Below are 1,859 nucleotides of genomic sequence, written 5' to 3'. Positions count from 1 at the left end.
ATCAATCTGTGTGGACACTCATCGTGAGCAATCATCGTATAAGGAGGTGATCCAGCCCCAGGTTCCCCTAGGGCTACCTTGTTACGACTTCACCCCAGTCATGAACCACAAAGTGGTAAGCGTTCTCCCGAAGGTTAAACTACCTACTTCTTTTGCAGCCCACTCCCATGGTGTGACGGGCGGTGTGTACAAGGCCCGGGAACGTATTCACCGTGGCATTCTGATCCACGATTACTAGCGATTCCGACTTCATGGAGTCGAGTTGCAGACTCCAATCCGGACTACGACGCACTTTTTGGGATTCGCTTGACATCGCTGTCTCGCCGCCCTCTGTATGCGCCATTGTAGCACGTGTGTAGCCCTACTCGTAAGGGCCATGATGACTTGACGTCGTCCCCACCTTCCTCCGGTTTATCACCGGCAGTCTCCCTGGAGTTCCCGACATGACTCGCTGGCAAACAAGGATAAGGGTTGCGCTCGTTGCGGGACTTAACCCAACATTTCACAACACGAGCTGACGACAGCCATGCAGCACCTGTCTCAGAGCTCCCGAAGGCACACCAGAATCTCTTCCGGCTTCTCTGGATGTCAAGAGTAGGTAAGGTTCTTCGCGTTGCATCGAATTAAACCACATGCTCCACCGCTTGTGCGGGCCCCCGTCAATTCATTTGAGTTTTAATCTTGCGACCGTACTCCCCAGGCGGTCTACTTAACGCGTTAGCTCCGAAAGCCACGGCTCAAGGCCACAACCTCCAAGTAGACATCGTTTACGGCGTGGACTACCAGGGTATCTAATCCTGTTTGCTCCCCACGCTTTCGCATCTGAGTGTCAGTATCTGTCCAGGGGGCCGCCTTCGCCACTGGTATTCCTTCAGATCTCTACGCATTTCACCGCTACACCTGAAATTCTACCCCCCTCTACAGTACTCTAGTCCGACAGTTTCAAATGCTATTCCGAGGTTGAGCCCCGGGCTTTCACATCTGACTTAACGAACCACCTGCATGCGCTTTACGCCCAGTAATTCCGATTAACGCTCGCACCCTCCGTATTACCGCGGCTGCTGGCACGGAGTTAGCCGGTGCTTCTTCTGTCGCTAACGTCAAAGAATACCGCTATTAACGATACCCCCTTCCTCACGACTGAAAGTACTTTACAACCCGAAGGCCTTCTTCATACACGCGGCATGGCTGCATCAGGCTTGCGCCCATTGTGCAATATTCCCCACTGCTGCCTCCCGTAGGAGTCTGGACCGTGTCTCAGTTCCAGTGTGGCTGATCATCCTCTCAGACCAGCTAGGGATCGTCGCCTTGGTGAGCCCTTACCTCACCAACTAGCTAATCCCACCTGGGCATATCCTGACGCGAGAGGCCCGAAGGTCCCCCTCTTTGGTCCCCGCTCATTATAAACAAGGACATCATGCGGTATTAGCCATCGTTTCCAATGGTTATCCCCCACATCAGGGCAATTTCCCAGGCATTACTCACCCGTCCGCCGCTCGTCATCTTCAAAAGCAAGCTTTTGAAATGTTACCGCTCGACTTGCATGTGTTAGGCCTGCCGCCAGCGTTCAATCTGAGCCATGATCAAACTCTTCAATTTAAGTTTTTTCGGCTCAATGAATACTGACTTCAAAACTGCGCTTACTCGAAAGTAAACGGTAATTTTAAAGCTATTATCTTTCTCTTCTTAAATAAATAGGAACAGAACGATAATGAATTGACTGTGCCAAATAACTACAAGTAGCTATTCGTATTGGTCACTCAGTTCATTGAACCCAATGCGTTTCCGAAGAAACTGTCATTGCCTAAGCAATAACTTATTGGATTGTCATCAACGAGTGCCCACACAGATTGATAGGT

Annotated in this window: 1 rRNA gene; it reads right to left on the bottom strand. The window is 50.8% G+C overall.

The window, feature by feature from the left end:
• Positions 1-39: 39 nt before the first annotated feature.
• Positions 40-1,599 (bottom strand): 16S ribosomal RNA (locus CDZ87_RS16630).
• Positions 1,600-1,859 lie beyond the last annotated feature (260 nt).

Origin of the sequence: Vibrio salilacus (assembly GCF_002811245.1) — a bacterium.
Lineage (GTDB): Bacteria > Pseudomonadota > Gammaproteobacteria > Enterobacterales > Vibrionaceae > Vibrio > Vibrio salilacus.
Note: the sequence above shows the minus strand (reverse complement) of the source record. Positions and strands in the feature narration are given on the sequence as shown.